Here is an 18,931-nt window from a genome sequence, read left to right on the forward strand (position 1 = left end):
TCTCCCTGCCCCGCCTGTTTACCGGCGGCGCGTAATGCGCTCCGGCGCAGGCGGTGAGGCGAGGCAAAATTGTTGACATTATTTTAGAGAGAAGGAAAAACATGGTTAAGAAAGTTTGGGGTGTCGGCCTGACGGCCGAAACTGAGAGCGGAAAGTCGCTGGACACCTGGTACCCTTACATTTTCGAGGGCGACGTGGACGAGGCGAAGGCGAAAGAGCTGACCGCGAAGCTGGCGCACCTGGAGGGCAAGGACGATGCTCGCCTGATCGTTAACAAGGTCATTACCGTGACCGCCGATTTGGAGGACGATGTCCAGAGCGCTCCTGATGGGTACTTGCGTTTGCACGCCCTGTCGTGGCGCATAGTGAAACCCAACACGTTGAGTTTGGAAGGCCTGTTCGACAAACTAAACCTGGTGGCGTGGACCAGCCGCGGAGCTTGTGATTACGAGAACTTCGAGGAAACCCGTCTGCGCCTGATGACCAAGTACGGCATCGGCGCCAATATCCGTTGTGTGGATCGGATTCCCCGGATGACCACCTATGTGACTCCGGACGGGGTGCGGATTGCCAATACTGAAAACGTGCGGTTGGGGGCTTACCTGCATCCAGGCACCGAGATTGGCTATACCGGATTCGTGAACTACAACGCAGGGACCCTCGGAGCGGCCCGGATTGAGGGGCGGCTGTCGCAGGGCGTGACTGTGGACGAAGGCACGACTTTGGCTGGTGGAGCTTCTACCGCGGGTACTTTGGCGGTGGGAGCGCACAAGCGCGTGTCCCTGGGTAAGAAGTGTCACATGGGGGCGAACTCCGGTTTGGCGATTCCGCTGGGAGACGACTGCGTTGTTGAAGGCGGCTTGTATTTGAACAGCGACACCAAGGTTTACTACATGCCTTCCGGCGGTGTTATGCCTGGTGATACCGGGTTCTTTATCGAGCCAAAGACGATGTTGGCTGAGGAGCTGGCAGGAGTTTCCCACGCCGTGTTCCGCCGCAACTCGCAGACGGGTCGTGTCGAGGCCGTGTCTCGCGGTGGTACAGCCATCGAGTTCTCAGACTGAGAATCCGCCAGTTTGGCGCTGTTTTTTGGATTAATGCTTTTTGGGGCTGGCACACGCCAGCCCCAAAAAGTTTATTAAGTTAGGAAAAGTTTATTCAGTTGGGTGTTTTGCCTGTTTAAGAACCCTTTACCGGCAAAACATCTGGGTCGCGTAGGACGAATTCGGCCCGTCGAACCACACCCCGATACCGGTGGTGGTGAAGCCGGATTCCATCAGGTTCGCGAAGTGCCCCGGTGAGTGAATCCAGTTGGTGACGTGCTTGGCGCCGCCCTGGCCAGCGGGGAAGAAGCCCATGTGCCAGTCAATGTTTTCACCTATCATGCGGCAAGGATGGCCAAAGATAGAGTTGATGCCGTTTGGGGCTCCGTCGGAATGCTCGAATTCTCCGGTTTCAGCCATATGTTTTGACCAGGCGCGAGCCATGGCATCCATGGTGGGGTTGCGAGTCAGGGGAGCGATACCGTCCTGGGCTCGTCGTGCATTAATCCCGGCATGGATAGCCGCTTCCTCTTGGGCGGCGGCTTGCTCCATCGAGGCTGCCGTATTGCTGGGATTATTCGGTTGGGCTGGTTTGGCCGGTTGGGCCGGCGGAGTAAATTCGGTACCGCTGGCAATCATCTGCATGACCTGCGGATTCCAGATGCTGCCACCCAAGAAAATGGGGGAAGCCGTATTATTATGCGTGTAACCTGCGGCGATATTTATCCCGGAGCTCGGCGAGATAGAGGACAGGATGATGGGGCCGTCCTGGAGCGCTCCCCCGGAAACAGAATCAGCCAGCACGTCACCGCGAGCCACGTAGAAGGTTCCCTTGTGACCGGGGAAAGCGTGGTTGGCAATAGCCAGGGAGGTGACGTAGCGGTTCTCTCCCTGCAGACGGTCAGTGGCTATCCCTTGGGAAACTTCGCCAAGCACCGCGGCGGACACGGCCCCCGGCCCGCCCAAGGCGATGACCTTGTGGACTCCAAGCGCCTTAATGGTATTGGCGGCGAAAGCATTATTTCCGTTGGGATTGACCAAAATGACCGGACCGTCAGTGAGAACCCCACCAGCTACCGCGTCGGGGGAGCCGTCCCCGGCGCCACTGGCGATATAAGTCACGGTTGCGCCGCTGGGGAAGGCGGTAGCGGCGATCTTTGCTGAGGTTTCATAGCGGGTGGCTCCGAAGATTCGGGCGGTAGGCTTATTCCCAGCTACTCGGGCTAAAGTAGCGTCGGAAACCACCCCCGGTCCACCTAGAGCGATGACTTTACCGCTGACTTTCAAGCCGGACACATACTGGGCGGCAGCATTATTGTTGCCGTTTGGGTTGACCAAAACAATCGGGCCTCCCGGCAGGGACCCTGCTGAGAGAGCATCGGCTAAAACGTCGCCGCGTGCCAAGTAAACATTTTCCGCGGAGGAGGGATAAGCGTGGCGTGAAATCGCCACGGAAGTTTCGTAACGGTTAGAGCCCGCGAGCTGGTTGAAACCCTCAGCGTTAGCAGCGGCGCAGGTGATGGTAGACGCGCCAGTCAAAGCAAGAGCACAAACCGCGACAATGAAATGTTTCCGGTTCATATCAGGTCCTTTCGGTAGTCGGGGTGTATTTATTGTGACATACCGGGCATACGAAAAGTTCCGTTTCGGGGTAACTCAGATTTCGTGGTCTTTGGGGGAGGCCGGCACGCGGCGCAGAGCTAGGCTCATCGCTTCGCGCAGGTTTGCGGCAGCCTGAATTTTGAATCCTCGCGGAGCCTTCAGGCCCCCCGCGGCGGCGGCAGGCACAATAGCGCCGGTGAATCCCAGTCGAGCCGCTTCCGCCACCCGGCGAGACACCGAGGTACAGGAACGGATTTCTCCGGTCAGCGAGACTTCCCCAAAAGCCACCAGACCAGGGTCGATGACCTGACCTGTTACGGCTGAAGCCGCCGCGAGCGCAACCGCCAAGTCTACTGCCGGCTCGACCGCTCTGGCCCCGCCCACTGTAGAGACGTAAGCGTCCAAGGTGCCAAAAGGCAGTTTCAGCCGAGCTTGCAGGACGGCCAGCATCATGGCGGTGCGGGAATAATCCAAGCCGGAAACGGTGCGCCGCGGTGAACCGCCCGCAATGGGGGTGGCCAGGGCTTCTATCTCTATAGGCAGGGCGCGCCGGCCTTCCAGCGACATGGTGACGCAGGCTCCGGGCACCGGCTCGGCCGTTTTGCTGAGGAACAGGCCGCTGGGATCCTCGATGCCTTCGATGCCGGATTCGACCATTTGAAAGAAACCGACTGCGTCCGTAGGCCCGTAGCGGTTTTTCACTGCGCGCAACAGCCGCAGTTCCCCAGTTCGTTCGCCCTCGAACTGGCAGACCACGTCCACCAGGTGTTCCAGGGTACGCGGGCCGGCCACCGCCCCGTCCTTGGTAACATGCCCCACCAAGATCAGTGCCATGTGGCGACTTTTTGCCGCGTCAATGAGCCGGGCCGCGACTTCGCGAACCTGAGCCGGGCCGCCGATAGAGGTGTCCATAGTGGGATCAGTCAGGGTCTGAATGGAGTCAATGATGGTTAAATCCGGGCCGATAGTATCGATTTGGGCCAAGGCCTGCGAGACTTGGGTTTCCGCTGCCAGATAGAGGTTTTCCGCTACTCCACCGATACGATTTGCGCGGGACAGCACCGCTTCGGCAGTTTCCTCGCCGGTGAGGTACAGGACAGTTTTGCCCTCAGTATCCGCAGCGGCGGGGGCAGGTGAATCGGGGGAAACCAAGCGTAGCCCGGATTTTTTCTCACTGGCACCGGGGGAGTGCGGGGCCGCGCCTTGGGCAATCCGGGCGGCGACCTCTAACAGCAGCGTTGACTTCCCGATTCCCGGCTCACCAGCCAGCAAGATGACCGCACCGGGGACAATACCGCCGCTGAGGACTCGATCGAATTCGCCCACTCCGGTCGGTAGGCGCACCGCCCGTTCGGTGGAGTACTGGCCAATAGGTTTGGCTGGGGACGCCGGGCGCCCGTATCCGCCGGAACTGCGCACCGCGGTTCCCCCCGCCGCCCGAGCGGAACTTTTCGCCAGGACCACGTTTTCTTCCAGGGTGCCCCACTGGCCGCAACCGCGGCATTGGCCAGCCCATTTGGGCCATTCTTCCCCGCAGTTGGAGCACACGTAAACCGTTTTTTCTTTCGCCATGACTCCATCGTCTCACAACCCCCGGATGTGAAAAATCGCGAGTTTTGAAACCCGAGCACTGCGCGATGAATCCCTATACCGGGGCGAACGCCCCGCACCAAATCAACCAAACAATACCTGGAAAACGCCTAAAAAACGATGGATAACAGGACGGGATAATCATAGGGATACTTGCTGGGTTGCGGTTATAAGGTGGGATTTAGGTCGTAGCTGCCATTATTGGCAGCTACGACCCTATTTTCACCTTTAATCAACGCACACTTCGAAACCCCACACCCGGGGTCACAAATTAACTGGTTAATTTCAGGTTAAAACCGCGTTAGACTTTTAAGGCAATTTGCGGCCGGAACCCGCTGGGCGACCCCAGAACCTTGTGAAAGCGCGAAACCTCACACCCGGTGCCGCAACGATTGCAACGCAAAGAAAGGAACCCCGATGGCCACCGCTCAAGCCTGGATCGAAGGAGCGCGGCTGCGTACTCTCCCGGCTTCGGCGGCACCCGTCCTGCTCGGCACCGGCATCGCCGCTGGACTGGGCAAGATGGATCCCTGGTTGGCCTTGGGTTGCTTGGCGGTGGCGCTGCTGCTGCAAATCGGGGTGAATTTCTCTAATGACTATTCCGACGGGATTCGGGGCACAGATGAATACCGCGTCGGTCCGCCGCGCCTGGTCGGAGGCGGGGAAAATCCGCGCAAAGTCTTGGCGGTGGCGCTGAGCTGTTTCGCTTTGGCCAGCATCGTGGGCTTGAGCGTCGCCATCGTCTCCCAGTCATGGTGGCTCATCGGCGCCGGAGTGGCGGCAGTCGCGGCTGCCTGGTTCTATACCGGGGGCAAGCACCCCTATGGCTATGCCGGGATAGGCCTGTCTGAGCTGCTGGTTTTTGTCTTTTTCGGGCTGATGGCGGTGCAGGGAACCTTGTGGGTCCAGGCCCAAGCCCTGCCGTGGCAGTCCTGGGCGCTGGCCAGCGGCCTGGGGTTGCTGTCCTGCGCACTGCTGATGGTCAATAACCTGCGCGACATTCCCACGGATCAGAAATCCGGCAAAGTTACCCTGGCCGTTCGTTTGGGAGATGCCTGGTCACGACGTATTTATCAGCTTTTCATCTATGTCGCTCTACTGTTGTCGCTGGCGGTGCTGTTTGTGCCGTGGCCGGAAATCTTCCCCGGCGGTTTTGTCCAGTGGACCGGCGGTTTCGTGGTGCAGTTGTTGCTGTGGCTAGGGGCTTTGCTGACGATGCGTCCGGTGCGCACACACCTGACCGGCAAGGCTCTGATTGTGGCTTTGCGCAACACCGGTTTCCTCACCCTGGCTTATGGCGGCTTGCTCGGTCTGCTGTTTGCACTGCTCTAGCCATTTTCGCCGGTTTTTCAGAATCGCGCACAAGCGCGGGTGGGCGGCAACTTGCCTCGGGTGTCGGTGGTCGGTTTACCTCAGCGCACCATCCCGTGCTATGTTAATGGTATTCTGAGGTTCACCGGGAAAGCCCCCGGAGAACCTTCTGATTACAACGGCAAAAGAGGGTAAAACATGAAACTGGTAGTGGTCGGCGGAGTTGCGGGCGGCCTGTCTTTTGCGGCGCGGATGCGCAGGTTGGACGAATCAGCTGAAATCGTGGTGTTTGAAAAGGGGCCCTACCCCTCGTTCTCTAACTGCGGCTTGCCTTTTTATGTCGGCCAGGAGATTCCCACGCGGGAAAGCCTGCTGCTGAACACGCCCCAGGGCCTGAAAGCGAAACTGAATCTGGATGTGCGGGTGAACCACGAGGTCATCGGCCTGGACGCGGACGCGAAAACCGTGCAGGTGCGCGGCGCGGACGGGCAAGAATTCGAGGAACGCTACGACAAGCTGATGCTTTCTCCCGGAGCGAGGGCTGCGCGTCCCCCGATTGAGGGCTTGGATTCCCCGCGGGTTCAAACGCTGCGCACGGTGGATGATGCGCAGCGGATTGTGGACCTAGCTGAATCCGCGAAATCAGCGCTGGTTATCGGCGGGGGATTCATCGGTATCGAAGCGGCGGAAGCCCTGGCTCGCCGCGGCATCAACACAACAATCGTCGAGGGTAGTGACCATGTCATGCCCCCGCTGGACCTGGAGATGGCTCACCTGGTGACCGGAGCCCTGCAATCGCTCAATATTAACGTCATCGCGAAAACTCGCGTCACCAAGATTCAACATTTCCCCGCTCACGACCTGGCGGAACTGTCAGACGGGCAGCGCCTGGAGGTGGGGCTGATTGTGCTGGCTGCGGGCGTTACCCCCGCTACGGAGCCTTTCGTGGCAGCCGGGGTCAAGGCTGATGAGCGGGGTTTTATGGTAATTGATCAGCACGGACGTACCAGTTTGCCTGACGTGTTCGCCTGCGGTGACGCCGTTACGCAGCAGACCGGAGTGACTGGACAAGCGCGGCCGGTTGCGTTGGCCGGTCCGACCAACCGTGCGGCCCGGCTTATCGCGGACTTTATTGCTGACCCAGAAACGGCTCGGCCCCTGACCAAACCCATCTCTACCTCAATTTTCCGGGTGGGACCCATGACTGTGGCCCAGACCGGAGCCAACCGAGCCGAACTGGATGCGAGGGGCATCGCCTACCGCACGATTCACACCCACCCCACCGACCACGGCACTTTCCTGCCCGGCGCCCAACCGATGCAGCTGATGCTGCATTTCGCGGCCGCGGACGGAAAAATTCTCGGCGCTCAAGGAATTGGGGGCAACGGGGTGGATAAGCGTATCGATGTTATTGCCACAGCTCTCAAGGCCGGGCTGTGCGCCCCCGATTTGATTGACTTGGATTTGGCGTATGCGCCCCCGTATTCCGCAGCGAAGGATCCGGTGAATTTCCTGGGCTACGTGGCGGAAAATGTGCTGCGCGACCGACTGAAACTGTGGTACGCCGAGGAAGCGGCTCACCTAGACCCCGCCACCCCAATCCTTGATGTGCGCCCCGTCCCCGAGTTCAATGCCGGACATTTGCGAGGTGCCAGGTGCATCCCCTTGACGGAACTGCGTTCGCGGCTCGATGAGGTGCGGACTTGGGCCGACGGGAAAACCGTGTACTTGAGCGACGACAGCGGGGCTAACGCCTGGCTGGCCCAGCGAATTCTGGAACCCGCAGGGATTCATGCTAAAGTATTATCCGGCGGCGTCAATACGGTTTTCGCCTACTACTTTGATAACCCCGGCGCGGTGCTGGAAATGTAGCGCCGCTGCCGATTATGAACCCGGATTGTAGGAAAGGGAAAAATATGTGCTCTCCAGTAAAGTGCGCGAACTGCGGAAAGACCACTTGGACAGGGTGTGGCCAACACATTGAGGCGGTCAAGGCCAGCGTCCCGGCCGATCAGTGGTGTACCTGCCCAGAAGACAAACGCAAACCGCAATCCCTATTCACGAGTTTCTTTTCTCGCTGAGCCATTAAAACGCGCGCTTCAGTGATTCGCCACGAAATCTCGGTAGCGGGCCTCGTCAATCACGAGATCAATTTCTCCGAGCATTTCGCGAATCCCCTCATCGCCGGCAAACTGGTGTTTAAAGTTGTATAGACCGTCATCGGTTTCTGTGCTGTAAACCCCACCCATGTCGTATTCGCTCATCCCCCGCGAGATGGCATACTTGATCGCTTCAAAATTCATTTGGTCATTGGGTCGCAGGTTGCGTTTCTCGTTTGATGACGCGGCGTACATATAAAAAGATTTCCGATTGTAGGAAACCACTATGCAGCTGGAGAGGACTTCTCTCTCCCCGTCGGCATCGCAAGAGGTGACAAAGAGTTTAGCGTCCTCAAAAGCGTGCAGCAGTCGGATGAAATATTCCTTCGGACGGTAGGTGATGCCCTGGCGCTCAGCCATGATCTCGGTGAGGTGATAGAACTCGTCCAGGGACTTTAAAAAGTTGTCGTCATCGACAGAGACCAAGCGGGTCGTAATCCCGGATTTGTACGGTTTGCGAATCTTGTTCTTCGTTTTGCTCGGATAGGTTTCGAATAGGTTCTCCTCGGTGCGTCCCGAAAGATTGACCACCATATTGATGCGCGGATTGGAAAACGCGTGCGGATCTGCAATCTCGTGTGACCGCACGGCGAATCCGGCTTGGGCATACATCTGGACCAGGCCTGGACTATAAGTCACTTCCGGATCCATACGCAGCAAGAATCCGTGGTGTTTCTCGATGACCGGCTGAGCCTCTTTGATGAGGGCGCTGACGAGTTCAACGTCCGCTAGGTCGCACACGGGACCGCGCGGAGCATAGAGAAACGAGTGCTGCCCGTCGTTGGCAATGGAGAGAATCGAGAGCGCCGCTTTGATAGACCCGTCCGCGGCGCGCAGATAGACAAAGTCCGCTCCCCAGTTGCTCTTAACCTGGGACCAGTTCACCGACTGCATCATGTGTCCGTGGGGACTGGTCGCAACGAAGTGTTCGTATTCTGCCAGCTCCGAGGCTGGGGATTGATTGGTGAGGATAGGCACTGGGTAATCTTTCTAGGCGGTCGTGACGGTTCAATATCCTTGACTCAGAAACGTTTTCCGCAGTGGTTAACAGCGTTAGGAGCGCTGAGGAAAGATGCTTACGAACCGAATAAACTGATACTCTTTCAGTGTATTACGCCACCCGACGAGGACTCAATCTTGGCTAACCCGCAAAACACGACCGCCCTTGTGAACCTGAGACAGAAAATGGCGCAGGCGACCGGAACCTGCGCTGAGGATTGGTTCCCGGTTTATAAAGCCCGCTACGGTATGCACGCGGTTTTCAGCGCTCTAGCAAGCCTAGCTTCGACCGTTGAGGGTCAGCGCCAACCCGGTGTCCTCACCCAGCTCTATACCTGCTGCACCGCGGTGGATCCGATTCTGACGGCGGGACTGAGGGGCGTATATGCCGATGTCAACCCCGATTCCCTCACGGCGCAGGTGCAGACTGGCGGTGAAACGGAGCAAAGCCAGCTGGTAGGGCTGGTGATGCAAAACACTTTCGGGTTTATTTCTGACGCCGACACGCTCGCGGCGCGAGACTTCGCCACCGCCCGCAAGCTGCTCTATGTCGAGGATTCCGCTCACTGTGTAGGTCGTATGGCGCGAGACTCCCAGGGCGAGCCGTTAGCGGACGTTTCCGTGCATTCTTTTGGGGTGGAAAAAATCTTGACCGCCACCAGATTCGGCGGTCTCATCTGGGTAAACCCTCGCCTCGAAACCACCGATTCCCCGCTCTATGCAGCCATCAAGTCCGCACTTGAAAACGTAGGCAGGTTGCCGTGGCTCCAGGACCTGTCGGCGCGGCTGTATCTCAATCAGATTCGCGTATTTTCCAGGCTTCCCCAGGCGCTGGCGAGCGCGCTGAAACGGGTGCTGCGCCGGATGCGCCTGTTCGAACCGGCTATCGCCCCTGCGGAGCGGCAAGGCGCGCTCGAGTACCCCAACTATGGAATGAGCCCCTTCATCGCAAATAAAGCGGGCGAAGCTTTGGATGGTCTCGAGTTGAATCAGGAGCAGCGCCGGCAGGCGGTCGCTATCTATCAAGACCGGCTGAGCGGGTTGGAATACCTGCAAATTCCAGCGCAGATAGCCTGCGCTGCACCCCAACCCCTGCTCATCTTCCCGATTCTGCTACGGGATACGCAAGCAGTAAACGAGGTACACGCTAAACTTCGGGAGTCTCACGTTTATTCGCGTCGCTGGTACAACTCGATACTCTTCCCCGGGGTGGACAGCCTCGAGCCTTACGGGGTCGGATCCCTGGAGTCCTACCCGCACACCGTGTCCTTGACCAAGCGCAGTCTGGGGCTACCGACCGACGTGTCGAAAGATAAAGCGGAACAAATCTGTGAACTGGTACAGAAATTAGCCACCGCGTAGTCTGAGCGCCGACCGCTACACGATGACCCGCCCTGGTGACCCCACCCTTGCTAAAATCGGCGTATGACCTCGAGCAATGACTTTATAGAACTTTGTGCCGGTCAATACCGCGCCCAGATTTCCCCTTTCGGTGGGGGTTTGTGGTCGCTGACTTGTGCGGGAAAGCCGCTGGTGGTGACCCCTCCTGTGCCGCACCAGGGGTTGTCACGAGTGTCCCCGGTTCCGTTTGCGGCGGGATGTCTGCTGGCGCCGTGGCCCAACCGGGTAGACGGCGGGAATTTCACCTTTCAAGGCGAAACGTATCAGATCGAAATCAACGAACCCGACCGCCGCAACGCCATTCACGGTTTCGTCAGGGAACGGCCTTGGGAACTCGATCCCGAAACGTCCGACAACAACGCGGCGGTACGCCTCACGCTGGAAATGGAACCGCAACTAGGCTGGCCGTGGGGACTCAAATACGTGATGAACTGGAGTGTTGATGCGACCCAAGGGCTGCGCGGCGAACTGCGGGTGTCCAACCTCAGCGCTGCGCCCTGCCCGTTTGGCTTCGGGTGGCATCCATATTTAAGTGCGGGGGGCGCGAGCCTGGACGAATGCACCCTGAGTATCTCGGTAGGCAACAACCTGGTGCTGGACCCGGTGCGCAACCTGCCGACCGGTCTGGAGCGACCCGCGGACACCGTTTTGGGTCAAGCGCGGCCGGTAGCGCTGCACGGACTGTGGCTTGACCACGCGTTTCGGACGCAACCCGAGCCAGACGGGCGAGTCCGGGCCGCCTTGTGCCGTGCCGATGGTCTAGGGACTGAACTCAGTGCCGGACCGTGGTGTCGGTGGCTCCAGATTTATAGCGCCGACCCTGCTCACCAGGAGGCTTTCCCCGGCGTTCGTGACGGGCGCGCCCTGGCCGTCGAGCCGATGACCTGCCCGCCCAACGCCCTGAACCGCAACCAGGATTTGTTGGTACTCGCGTCAGGAGAATCGCGTTCCTTCACTTTCGGGCTACGAGCCCTCAATGCGGCGCGTTCGTGAGCAGCCACCACTTTGCCAGGTTTTAACAGTGGAAAATTGCGTGAGGGTGGGAAAAGTTATAGAGTGGATATTTGCGTGTTCTTTGTCCGAGGCGACCTAAAACCGTTGATATTGCGTAAGTATGCGCCGGCAATATCAGGGCAGGTCAGCGAGGGGCGAGATGTTCAAACGCCGGAGCGCATCGAGATTTTCAAGGCTGATTGCCGCGGTAGTGTGCGCGGTCGAGCCCGCCCTGAATTCTCGACCATCCATACAACATAAAGGAAACGGAAATCTTGGCTACGAAATCCAAAGAATCCTCCACTCACCCTTTCCGGGTGTCTTTTGCCCAAATTGATGAACCCATGGCACCGCCGAATCTGTTGGCGCTCCAGACCGAATCTTTTGACTGGTTCCTGGGGAATGAAGCCTGGCAGGAACGCGTCAAGGAAGCCGACAAAACCGGTGATAAGCACGTTCCCCGCACTTCGGGCCTGCAGGAAATCCTGAACGAAATGAGCCCGATTGAGGACAACGGCGGCACTATGAGCCTGTCCTTTAAGGACTACACGTTGGAAAGCCCGCACTACACCATCGACGAATGCAAGGACAAGGACCTGACCTACAATGCGCCGATGTACGTGACGGCCGAATTCATTACCTACGAAACCGGCGAAATTAAGACCCAAACCGTGTTCCTGGGAGAATTCCCGTTGATGACCCCGCGCGGGACTTTCATCGTCAACGGCACCGAGCGGGTGGTCGTGTCCCAGCTGGTGCGTTCCCCCGGCGTGTACTTTGAAAAGACCGCTGACAAGACCTCGGACCGGGACATTTACCTGGGCAAGGTCATTCCTTCCCGCGGCGCTTGGCTCGAGTTCGAGATTGATAAGAAGGACACGGTCGGGGTGCGTATCGACCGCAAGCGCAAGCAGTCCGCCACCATCTTCCTCAAGGCGCTGGGCATGAGCATCGGCGAGATCCGCGAGGCCTTCAAAGATTTCCCGTTGATGCTGGAAACCCTGGAAAAAGACGGCGCGATTGAAACCCAGGATCAGGCCCTAGAGGATATCTACCGCAAGATTCGTCCCGGCGAGCCGCCCAGCGTGGAGGCCGGACGTAACCTGCTGCATAACTTTTACACCAACCCCAAGCGTTACGACCTAGCCGAGGTGGGACGCTACAAAATCAATAAGAAACTCGGTGTCGAGCGGGAAATGGGCGAGCGTACCCTGGACCTGACCGACATTGTCGCCGCGTTCCGCTACCTGTTGGCGCTGCGTGCCGGGGACGACACGGTCAAAGTCAAAGACGCGGCCGGCAAAGAAACCGAACTGCACATCAAGACCGACGACATCGACCACTTCGGCAACCGCCGGGTTCGTCCGGTCGGCGAGCTCATTCAGATGCAGGTGCGCACGGGTATGTCCCGCATGGAGCGCACGGTGAAAGAACGCATGTCCACTCAGGACGTCGAAGCCATCACCCCGAACTCGCTCATTAACATTCGTCCCGTCGTGGCGGCCATCAAAGAGTTCTTTGGCACCTCTCAGCTGTCGCAGTTCATGGACCAAAACAACCCGTTGGCGGGTCTGACGCACAAGCGCCGTCTGTCGGCTTTGGGTCCGGGCGGCCTGTCCCGTGACCGGGCGGGTATGGAAGTCCGTGACGTGCACCCCTCGCACTACGGGCGGATGTGCCCGGTGGAAACTCCCGAAGGCCCGAACATTGGTTTGATTGGTTCGCTGGCGACTTTCGCGCGGATTAACCCTTACGGGTTTGTAGAAACCCCCTATCGCGTGGTTAAGAAAGGCGTCGTCACCGACGAAATCCACTACATCACCGCGGACGATGAAGAAGGCAAGAACATCGCCCAGGCTTCCGCGCAGCTCACGAAAGACGGACACTTCGTGGAATCTGCGGTGCTATGCCGCTCTACCGGCGGCGACCCCGTGTTGGTCAGCCCCGAAGAAGTCGACTTGATGGACGTTTCGGCTCGCCAGATGGTGTCGGTCGCGACCGCGATGATTCCGTTCTTGGAACACGACGACGCGAACCGCGCCCTGATGGGGGCCAACATGCAGCGTCAGGCAGTGCCGCTGCTGAAGACCGAGGCTCCGCTGGTCGGCACCGGCATCGAGAAACGCGCCGCAATTGACGCCGGCGACGTGGTCGTAGCGAAGAAGGGTGGCGTCGTCACCGAGGTCAGCGCCGATTTGGTACGAGTCCAGGAAGACGACGGCGAAACCCGCATTTACGCGGTGGAAAAGTTCAAGCGTTCCAACCAAGGCAACTGCTATAACCAGCAGGTTATTGTCGACGAGGGCGACCGGGTCGAAGCCGGCGACGTTCTGGCTGACGGTCCCGCTACTGACGGCGGAGAAATGGCTTTGGGCAAGAACCTGCTGGTGGCGTACATGTCCTGGGAAGGGCTGAACTACGAGGACGCCATCATTTTGAGCCAACGCGTCGTTTCCGAAGATTTGCTGACATCGATTCACATTGAGGAACACGAAATCGATGCTCGGGACACGAAACTCGGTGAGGAAGAAATCACGCGGGACATTCCCAACGTTTCCGAAGCTGCCCGCAAAGACCTGGACGAACGCGGCATTATCCGTGTCGGCGCCGAAGTCAGCGCGGGCGACATCCTGGTCGGCAAGGTGACCCCGAAGGGCGAAACCGAACTGACCAGTGAGGAACGCCTGCTGCGGGCCATCTTGGGCGAAAAAGCGCGGGAGGCTCGCGACACTTCGCTGCGGGTGCCCCACGGGGAATCCGGCATCGTTATCGGCGTCAAGGAATTCGTGGCCGGTGACTGCGAAGACGCCGCACTGGGACCCGGCGTAAACCACATGGTTCGCGTCTTTATCGCCCAGCGCCGCAAGATGACGGTCGGCGATAAGATGGCTGGACGTCACGGCAACAAGGGCTGTGTCTCTAAGATTCTGCCGGTGGAGGACATGCCGTTCCTCGAGGACGGTACCCCGGTAGACATTATCTTGAACCCGATGGGTGTGCCCGGTCGTATGAACCTGGGTCAGGTACTCGAGTTCCACTTGGGTTGGCTGGCTCACGAGGGCTGGGACATCAGCGAAGCTCGCAAGGCCGGTGAAAAGTGGGCTCAGGAGGTTCCGTTGGAGGTTTGCGAACCGGGACAGCACGTGGCGACCCCCGTGTTCGACGGTGCGGAGGCAGACGAGATTACCGGCCTGCTGCGCAACACTCGCGTCCGCGACGACTTCGACCGCCCGCTCATCGACGAAATGGGCAAGGCCAAACTGTATGACGGCCGTTCCGGGGAACCTTTCCCGTACCCGATTGCTATCGGCTACAAGTACATGCTGAAACTGCACCACTTGGTTGACGACAAGATTCACGCCCGTTCTACCGGCCCGTACTCCATGATCACCCAGCAGCCTCTGGGTGGTAAGGCTCAGTTCGGCGGCCAGCGTTTCGGAGAGATGGAGGTGTGGGCTATGGAGGCGTACGGCGCCGCCTACGCCCTCCAGGAACTGTTGACGGTGAAATCCGATGACGTGCAAGGACGTGTGCGAGTTTACGAATCTATCGTGCGCGGCGAGGACCTGCCCCAGCCGGGCATTCCGGAATCTTTCCGCGTGTTGATGCAGGAAATGCGTTCGCTGTGCCTGAACGTTGAGGCCTTGGACGCTGCCGGCAACGCCATCGACTTGCGTGACGATGACGACGAAGCCGGCCGCGGACCCAACAGCCTCGGCTTCGACTTGGGCAAACGGCCTAACGCCCCCGGCCTATTGACAACCGAAGAATTCATCAACGCCTAAGACGGACCGGAAGAAGAGGAAAGAACACAAATGTTGGATGCAAACAAGTTTGACAAGTTGCACATCGGTTTAGCGACCGAGGACGACATCAACGGCTGGTCCCACGGCGAAGTTAAAAAGCCGGAAACCATCAACTACCGGACGTTGAAGCCGGAAAAGGACGGCTTGTTCGACGAACGGATTTTCGGGCCGACCCGCGATTGGGAATGCGCCTGCGGCAAGTACAAGCGCGTGCGTTACAAGGGCATTGTCTGCGAACGCTGCGGGGTGGAAGTCACACGTTCCAAGGTGCGCCGCGAGCGGATGGGCCACATCAAGCTGGCTGCCCCGGTGACGCATATTTGGTACTTCAAGGGCGTGCCCTCCCGGCTCGGTTACCTGCTGAATATCGCTCCGAAGGACCTGGAAAAGGTCATTTACTTCGCGGCTTACATGATTACCGAGGTTGACGAGGAACGTCGCCACAAGGACCTTGCCGATATGCAAAAGGAATCCGACCTGGCTCGTGAACAACTCGAAAAGAACCGCGACCTGGACGTCGAAAAGCGCGCCCAAAAGATGGAACAGGATATGGCGGCGCTGGAAAAGGACGGCGCCGAGAAATCCGAAATCGACAAGGTCAAGCGCAACGGCGAAAAGGAAATGCGCGCCATTCGCCACCAGGCCGAATCTGACCTGAAACTGCATGACGAAGTTTGGGAACGGTTTAAGAGCCTGAAGGTCGGCGACCTGGAGGGCAACGAGCTGGTGTACCGCGAAATGTATGCCCTGTACGGCACCTATTTCAAGGGCGGCATGGGCGCCCAGGCGGTGAAGGATCGTCTGGAATCGTTCGACCTGGAAGCTGAAGCCGAGGCCTTGAAAGAGGTCGTGGAGAGCAAGTCCGGTCAACAGAAAACCCGCGCCCTTAAGCGTTTGAAAGTCATTAACGCTTTCCTCCAGACCGGCAAACCGGCCTCGGCGATGGTGTTGGACTCGATTCCGGTCATTCCCCCGGACCTGCGCCCGATGGTGCAGCTGGACGGCGGACGTTTCGCGACTTCTGACCTGAACGACCTGTACCGTCGCGTCATCAACCGTAACAACCGTCTGCGCCGCTTGCAGGATTTGAACGCTCCGGACATCATCGTCAACAACGAGAAGCGGATGCTGCAAGAGGCCGTGGACGCCTTGTTTGACAACGGTCGGCGTGGTCGGCCGGTGACGGGTCCGGGCAACCGTCCGTTGAAGTCCCTGTCCGATATGCTCAAGGGCAAGCAGGGACGTTTCCGTCAGAACTTGCTGGGCAAGCGCGTGGATTACTCGGGTCGTTCCGTCATCGTGGTCGGTCCGCAGTTGAAGCTGCACCAGTGCGGTTTGCCCAAGACGATGGCTCTGGAACTGTTCAAGCCTTTCGTGATGAAGGTGTTGGTGGAAAACGGAGACGCGAAGAACGTCAAAGCAGCCAAGCGGATGGTGGAGCGGCAAAACCCCCAGGTCTGGGACGTTTTGGACGAGGTCATCACCAACCACCCGGTGTTGCTGAACCGGGCGCCAACCCTGCACCGTTTGGGTATCCAGGCTTTCGAGCCGTTGCTGGTGGAAGGTAAAGCTATTCAGCTGCACCCGCTGGTGTGTGGCGCGTTCAACGCGGACTTTGACGGCGACCAAATGGCTGTCCACGTTCCGCTGTCTGCCGAGGCCCAAGCTGAGGCGCGCGTGCTGATGCTGTCGTCTAACAACATTCTGAAGCCCTCGGACGGCCGTCCGGTGACCATGCCCTCCCAGGACATGATTATCGGTATCTATCACCTGACCTCGGACGAAGATCCGGAAATGGTGCATAACCCGCGGTTTGATCCTGACGGCAATCGGGTGTTGAAGTACTACTCCAGCCCCGCCGAAGCCCGCCTGGCTTATGACAACGATGACCTGGCCTTGCAGGAAACCTGCGTAATCCGCATGGAACCCGGCGACTTACCGCCGGAGGACATGACAATGCCCGAGGGGTGGCAGCCGGGAGACCGCTTTGAGTTGGAAACCTCGCTGGGGCGGGTTATCTTTAATGACTCGCTGCCCCGCGATTACCCGTTCGTGAACTACGTGGTAGAGAAAAAGAAACTCGGGAAAATCGTCAATGACCTGGCGGAACTGTACCAAAAGGCCGATATTGAGGTGTCCCTGGACGCGCTCAAGTCCTTCGGTTTCCACTGGTCGACCTGGTCTGGCATTACGATTTCCTTCACGGACGTGGTGCCGCCCTCGACCAAGCCCGCGATTTTGGAGAAGTACGAAAACCTCGCTTCTGACGTGCAAGCCGACTACGACCTGGGTGCCATCACCGAGGAAGAACGCTACAGCGCCTTGATTGACCTGTGGCGGGCATGCACGAATGAAGTGGCCGAAGAAATGCGCGATAACTTCCCCGAACGCAACAATGTGTACCGCATGGTGAAGTCCGGGGCGCGCGGTAACTGGTCCCAGATTCAACAGATTGCCGGTATGCGCGGTTTGGTGTCCGACCCGAAGCAGCGCTTGATTGAGCGCCCGATTAAGTCGAACTACCGCGAGGGTCTGTCCGTGCTGGAATACTTCATCGCGACCCACGGCGCCCGCAAGGGTCTGGCGGATACCGCTTTGCGTACCGCAGAATCCGGCTACCTGACCCGTCGTCTGGTGGACGTGTCTCAGGACGTCATTATCCGCGAGGAAGACTGCGGCACCCGCAAGGGCCTGAACATCACCATCGGTTCGGTCAACGACGATGGCCAAGTCGAGCCCAACGAGCTGGTGGAGACCACCGCTTTTGCGCGGACCCTGGCTGTTGACGCGGTGGACGAAGCCGGAAACGTGGTGCTTGAAGCCGGTCAAGATGTCGGTGACGTGGCGATTAAGAAACTCTTGAAGGCCGGTATCACCCAGATTAAGGTGCGTTCCGTGCTGACCTGTGACGCGGCGATTGGTACCTGCGCCGCCTGCTACGGGCGGTCCCTGGCTACCGGCAAGCGCGTGGATATTGGTGAGGCTGTCGGTATTATCGCTGCTCAGTCCATTGGCGAGCCCGGTACCCAGCTGACGATGCGTACCTTCCACACCGGTGGTGCGGCTTCGGCGGCCGATATTACCCAGGGTCTGCCGCGTGTGCAGGAGCTGTTTGAGGCGCGTACCCCCAAGGGCGAAGCGACCATTACCGAGGCTGCTGGCCGGGTGAAGATAAACGACGACCCGTCCGGCCCGCGCGAGGTTATCATCACTCGTGACGATGGCAAGGAGGATCTGGTCATCGAGGTGTCTCGCCGCCAGGCTCTGTTGGTTGCGGACGGCGATCACCTGGAGGTGGGCGACCGCCTGACCCAGGGGCCCATCGACCCGAAGAAACTGCTGCGGGTGAAAGGCCAAGCCGAAACCCAGCGTTCCTTGGTCAACGAAGTGCAGCAGGTTTACCACAGCCAAGGCGTGGATATTCACGCCAAGCACATCGAGGTCATCGTGCGCCAGATGCTGCGCCGCGTCACCGTGCTGGAATCGGGCGACACCATGCTGCTGCCCGGTCAGCTCATCGACCAGGCGAAGTTCCGCGAGGAAAACAAGCGGGTCGTGGCTCAGGGTAAGCATCCGGCCTCGGCACGTTCCGAGCTGATGGGCATCACCAAGGCGTCCTTGGCTACCGATTCCTGGCTGTCTGCGGCTTCTTTCCAGGAAACCACGAAGGTCCTGACCAACGCGGCAATGGAAGGCATCGACGACCCGCTTTCGGGCCTGAAAGAAAACGTCATCCTGGGCAAGCTGATTCCGGCCGGTACTGGTCTGGGCCGTTACCGCCGGGTGGAAATCAAGCCTTCCGCGAGCGGTCACGAGATGTTGATGTCGCAGTTGCCTTACAGCGACACGACCGGATTCGGACTGTTCGACGACACCGAAGGTCACTTCGATCTAGAACACCCCTGGGGTTAGGATCGAAAATGCCCGGTGACCTGTGATTACAGGGCTGAATCGGGTTTAATTCAATAGTTTCGGGGTTCCCGGTTCGCTAACTGTGGTTGGCGGGCCGGGAACTTCAATTTTTTGC

10 protein-coding genes are annotated in these 18,931 nt (G+C 58.9%); 7 read left to right on the plus strand and 3 right to left on the minus strand.

Annotation, left to right across the window (positions count from 1 at the left end; translation table 11 throughout):
* Positions 1-101: 101 nt before the first annotated feature.
* A complete protein-coding gene (locus RDL66_RS03310) occupies positions 102-1,064 on the plus strand; it encodes a DapH/DapD/GlmU-related protein (protein WP_308535167.1) in 963 nt (320 codons plus the stop codon).
* Positions 1,065-1,190: 126 nt separating this feature from the next.
* Here the strand turns inward: RDL66_RS03310 and RDL66_RS03315 are convergent, their stop codons facing one another.
* Positions 1,191-2,624, minus strand: a complete 1,434-nt coding sequence (locus tag RDL66_RS03315; RefSeq protein WP_308535169.1) for a cell wall-binding repeat-containing protein — start codon at positions 2,622-2,624, stop codon at positions 1,191-1,193.
* A 75-nt stretch (positions 2,625-2,699) separates the two neighbouring features.
* Positions 2,700-4,217: an AAA family ATPase gene (locus RDL66_RS03320; protein WP_308535171.1), complete on the minus strand. Its 1,518-nt coding sequence runs from the start codon at positions 4,215-4,217 to the stop codon at positions 2,700-2,702.
* Positions 4,218-4,652: 435 nt separating this feature from the next.
* Between RDL66_RS03320 and RDL66_RS03325 the strand changes: the two genes are divergently transcribed.
* Both RDL66_RS03325 and RDL66_RS03330 read left to right on the plus strand, forming a co-directional pair.
* The gene (locus RDL66_RS03325) at positions 4,653-5,567 is read left to right on the plus strand and encodes a 1,4-dihydroxy-2-naphthoate polyprenyltransferase (protein WP_308535173.1); all 915 of its coding nucleotides are present in this window, start codon (positions 4,653-4,655) and stop codon (positions 5,565-5,567) included.
* Between the two features lie 177 nt (positions 5,568-5,744).
* Positions 5,745-7,418 carry an FAD-dependent oxidoreductase gene (locus RDL66_RS03330; protein WP_308535174.1) on the plus strand — a complete coding sequence of 558 codons (1,674 nt, stop codon included), beginning with the start codon at positions 5,745-5,747 and terminating at the stop codon, positions 7,416-7,418.
* A 227-nt stretch (positions 7,419-7,645) separates the two neighbouring features.
* Here the strand turns inward: RDL66_RS03330 and RDL66_RS03335 are convergent, their stop codons facing one another.
* Positions 7,646-8,683 (minus strand): peptidoglycan bridge formation glycyltransferase FemA/FemB family protein, encoded by a 1,038-nt coding sequence (locus RDL66_RS03335; protein ID WP_308535175.1) that lies wholly within the window; start codon positions 8,681-8,683, stop codon positions 7,646-7,648.
* Positions 8,684-8,842: 159 nt separating this feature from the next.
* Here RDL66_RS03335 and RDL66_RS03340 point away from each other — a divergent pair, with 159 nt between their 5' ends.
* The 4 genes from RDL66_RS03340 to RDL66_RS03355 all read left to right on the plus strand — a co-directional run bounded on the left by RDL66_RS03340 (position 8,843) and on the right by RDL66_RS03355 (position 18,816).
* Positions 8,843-10,066 (plus strand): DegT/DnrJ/EryC1/StrS family aminotransferase, encoded by a 1,224-nt coding sequence (locus RDL66_RS03340; protein WP_308535177.1) that lies wholly within the window; start codon positions 8,843-8,845, stop codon positions 10,064-10,066.
* A gap of 63 nt (positions 10,067-10,129) precedes the next feature.
* Entirely contained in the window at positions 10,130-11,098 is a 969-nt protein-coding gene (locus RDL66_RS03345; RefSeq protein WP_308535178.1) for an aldose 1-epimerase family protein, read from the plus strand.
* Positions 11,099-11,373: 275 nt separating this feature from the next.
* Positions 11,374-14,883, plus strand: a complete 3,510-nt coding sequence (locus RDL66_RS03350) for a DNA-directed RNA polymerase subunit beta (protein ID WP_308535179.1) — start codon at positions 11,374-11,376, stop codon at positions 14,881-14,883.
* 30 nt (positions 14,884-14,913) lie between these two features.
* Entirely contained in the window at positions 14,914-18,816 is a 3,903-nt protein-coding gene (locus RDL66_RS03355; RefSeq protein ID WP_308535181.1) for a DNA-directed RNA polymerase subunit beta', read from the plus strand.
* Positions 18,817-18,931 lie beyond the last annotated feature (115 nt).

Source organism: uncultured Mobiluncus sp. (assembly GCF_902488535.1).
GTDB lineage: Bacteria > Actinomycetota > Actinomycetes > Actinomycetales > Actinomycetaceae > Mobiluncus.

Bases quoted from the DNA above. Each gene is read 5' to 3' on its own strand.
- RDL66_RS03325 (WP_308535173.1), top strand. From the start codon at position 4,653: ATGGCCACCGCTCAAGCCTGGATCGAAGGAGCGCGGCTGCGTACTCTC.
- RDL66_RS03345 (WP_308535178.1), top strand. From the start codon at position 10,130: ATGACCTCGAGCAATGACTTTATAGAACTTTGTGCCGGTCAATACCGC.
- RDL66_RS03330 (WP_308535174.1), top strand. From the start codon at position 5,745: ATGAAACTGGTAGTGGTCGGCGGAGTTGCGGGCGGCCTGTCTTTTGCG.
- RDL66_RS03315 (WP_308535169.1), bottom strand. From the start codon at position 2,624: ATGAACCGGAAACATTTCATTGTCGCGGTTTGTGCTCTTGCTTTGACT.
- RDL66_RS03320 (WP_308535171.1), bottom strand. From the start codon at position 4,217: ATGGCGAAAGAAAAAACGGTTTACGTGTGCTCCAACTGCGGGGAAGAA.
- RDL66_RS03355 (WP_308535181.1), top strand. From the start codon at position 14,914: ATGTTGGATGCAAACAAGTTTGACAAGTTGCACATCGGTTTAGCGACC.
- RDL66_RS03310 (WP_308535167.1), top strand. From the start codon at position 102: ATGGTTAAGAAAGTTTGGGGTGTCGGCCTGACGGCCGAAACTGAGAGC.